The sequence below is a fragment of the Pedobacter sp. genome (assembly GCF_035566355.1).
Taxonomy (GTDB): Bacteria; Bacteroidota; Bacteroidia; order Sphingobacteriales; family Sphingobacteriaceae; genus Pedobacter.
Map to the genome: position 1 here is coordinate 1 of NZ_DATMRL010000573.1, position 3,311 is coordinate 3,311.

A 3,311-nucleotide genomic window follows, 5' to 3' on the forward strand; every position below is an offset into this window, starting at 1 on the left:
AAAAAAAATATGAATGGGCAGCAACCAGAACTATTGCGAAGGCATATAGGGTATGTGCTGCAGAATCATGGGCTGTTTCCTCATTATACAGTTTTGGAAAACATGTCTGTTGTACCTAAATTGTTGAAATGGGATAAGAAAAAAATCAGAGACAGGAGTATGGAATTGTTGGATAAATTGAAGCTCGACAGTGCATTAGGGAAACAATACCCTTCGGCTTTAAGTGGTGGACAACAGCAACGGGTAGGACTTGCAAGAGCCCTCATGGCAGATCCTCCAATTTTGCTTATGGATGAACCATTCGGTGCTTTGGATAATATTACCCGCGCAGATATACGAAGGGAATTTACCGAGCTGGATGAGCTGGTTAAAAAAACAATCATCCTGGTCACACATGACATACAGGAAGCTTTTGAAATGGGCGACAAAATTTGTTTGATGGACAAAGGTAAGGTCATGCAATATGGTACACCTGAAGAACTGTTGTTTAAGCCACAAAGTACATTCGTCGCGTCTTTTTTGAAAGAGCACAAATTACTTCTCGAACTGAAGTCTCTAAAAATGGGTGAACATACTGCCTGGGAGTTGCTGGAAAAGCTCGAGCCGGGTAAGTTGAAGGAAATCTTATTGACTTCGGAGGAATAAGACGATGGAAGAATCTCAGAGTTTAGGGCAGTTTATGGTGCAGCAGTCTGGTCAGCTGATGAGCCAGACCCTAACGCATATCAGTTTGACCTTACTATCCATGGTATTTGCTATCGCAATAGCTGTGCCTCTGGGTATTTGGATTGCCAGGAATAGAAGATTTTCCGGACCTGTACTTGGATTTGCGGGAATTTTGCAGACCATTCCGAGCATTGCTTTATTGGGAATTATGATCCCCTTTTTGGGTATTGGTCCAAAACCGGCTATTCTGGCCTTATTTTTATACGCATTGCTGCCAGTGATCAGAAATACTTATACAGGAATTACGGGTGTGGATCCTGTCGTAATAGATGCCGCCAAAGGGATGGGAATGAGTAAATGGCAGATTTTAATTAAAGTGGAGCTACCGCTTGCTTTTCCTGTGCTGATGGGAGGGATAAGGACGGCTACCGTAATCAATGTAGGTGTGGCTACTCTAGCGGCTTATATTGCCGCGGGTGGACTAGGAGAGTTTATTTTCGGCGGAATTGCATTGAATAATTCAAATATGATCCTGGCCGGTGCTATTCCAGCAGCTTTACTTGCCGTTATACTGGACTTTTTATTGTCTCGTGTACAGCGATTGAGTTTAAAGCGTGTAAGGATGACTTACCTTCTATTGCCTTTCTTGTTTGTTTTATTTTGCTCTTTTTACTTTTTGCCGTCTAAGATAGGCGGGCGGATGCTTGCAGGTTTTACCCCTGAATTTATGGGCAGGCAGGATGGGTATTTAGGCCTGAAAGAGGTGTATAAATTGAAAATGGAAACTGTAGTTATCAGTGATGCAGTGAAATATAAGGCTGCATATGAAGGAAAACTAGATGTGATTGACGGCTATAGTACTGATGGGAGGCTAAAGGTATTTGATCTGATTACCCTGGAAGATGATCAGCATATTTTTCCTCCTTATTATGCTGCGCCGGTTGTAAGGCAGGATGTATTAAAGAAGCATCCTGAGTTAGAAATGGTTTTAAATAAGCTCTCCGGGCTACTGAATGATGAAGAGATGACCAGACTGAATTACAATGTAGATAAATTGAAGCAAAGTCCGGAGAAAGTTGCTTCTGATTTTCTTTCTGCACACCATTTGCTGCAGTCTGCTTTACCTGGGGGAAAGGGGCTGATCAGAATCGGGTCAAAGGTATTTGGTAAACAGTATATTCTGGCCCAAATGTATAAATTGCTGATCAGGGGGTATTCTCATCTGGATGTGGAAACTAAAACAGGATTAGGAGGAACTCAGATTTGTTTTGATGCCCTAAAAAATGATCAGATAGATCTTTATCCTGAATATACGGGAACTGGTTTACTGGTGATCTTACATCCTTCTCCATCTGTGCTTAATGGGATTCCAAAAGATAAAGATGCGGTGTTTGGTTATGTGAAAAAAGAGTTCAGCCGTCAATTTAATCTCACTTGGTTAAAACCTATTGGCTTTAATAATAGTTATGCTTTAATGATGAGACGAAAACAGGCTGCTGATTTGAATATTAAAAGTATAACAGATTTGGTCCATTATATAAAAGAGAATTAATATGTCATTTTTGAAACAGTATCTGGCCGTAAGGGCCATGACCACCAGTATCTGTTCCGATCTTGAAAAGGAAGATTATGTGGTGCAGCCGGTTGTCGATGTAAGTCCGCCTAAATGGCATCTTGGGCATACAACCTGGTTTTTTGAAACCTTTATTCTAGGGCCTTTTTTTACAGGTTACCAAGTGTATAATCCAGAGTTTAATTATGTGTTTAATAGTTATTACGAGACTATTGGAGCAAGGGTGATCAGGACAGATCGCGGCAATTTAAGCCGTCCTACGGTGGACGAGGTTTACAGATATCGTGCATATGTTGATGAGGCCATGTCGCATTTTCTTTCCCGTGAACCGGAAGAAGAGCATCTAAAAGAGTTGATCTTGCTGGGTTTAAATCATGAACAGCAACATCAGGAACTGCTCTGGTATGATATCAAATATATTTTAGGGCATAATCCTTTGTTTCCTCTTTATAGAAAAGACAATATTGAACGCGGGCTTTCTGCTGCAGGATCGAAAGCTGCAGATATAGAAGAAGGTGTTTATGAGATTGGCTACAAAGGCGGGGATTTTTGTTTTGATAATGAATTGAATACCCATAAAGTCTATATTCAGGCAGTTTCTTTGTCTGCTGAACTGGTGACAAATGCGGAATATGAGGAATTTGTAGATCAGGGTGGGTACAGGGATTTTAATTTCTGGCATGCAGAAGGTTGGGACTGGGTCCGGAATAACCACATTTCTGCACCTTTATACTGGCATCTGATAGATGGAGCATGGTATCGCTACAGTTTATCAGGTCTGAATCGCTTAAAACCCGAAGAGCCTGTATGCCATGTGAGTTTTTATGAGGCAGCGGCCTTTGCTCAGTGGAAAGGGATGCGACTGCCAACTGAATTTGAATGGGAAGTAGCTGCCGATCAACTAAAATGGGGCCAACTTTGGGAGTGGACCGAAAGCGCTTATTTACCTTATCCAGGCTTTTCCAAGGCTCCAGGCGCTATAGGCGAATATAATGGAAAGTTTATGGTGAACCAGAAGGTACTCAGGGGGGCTTCGGTGGCAACCTCAACATCACACAGTCGTAAAACCTAT

General features: G+C 41.7%; 3 protein-coding genes. All 3 read left to right on the forward strand.

Annotated elements, in window-relative coordinates; translation table 11 throughout:
* On the forward strand, nucleotides 1-645 hold a 645-nt coding region (locus tag VNZ46_RS22580), incomplete at its 5' end, for an ATP-binding cassette domain-containing protein (RefSeq protein WP_325562844.1).
* A 4-nt stretch (nucleotides 646-649) separates the two neighbouring features.
* The gene (locus tag VNZ46_RS22585; RefSeq protein ID WP_325562846.1) at nucleotides 650-2,218 is read left to right on the forward strand and encodes an ABC transporter permease/substrate-binding protein; all 1,569 of its coding nucleotides are present in this window, start codon (nucleotides 650-652) and stop codon (nucleotides 2,216-2,218) included.
* A 1-nt stretch (nucleotide 2,219) separates the two neighbouring features.
* Nucleotides 2,220-3,311 (forward strand): ergothioneine biosynthesis protein EgtB (egtB, locus tag VNZ46_RS22590; protein WP_325562847.1); only part of this gene is annotated, 1,092 nt, incomplete at its 3' end.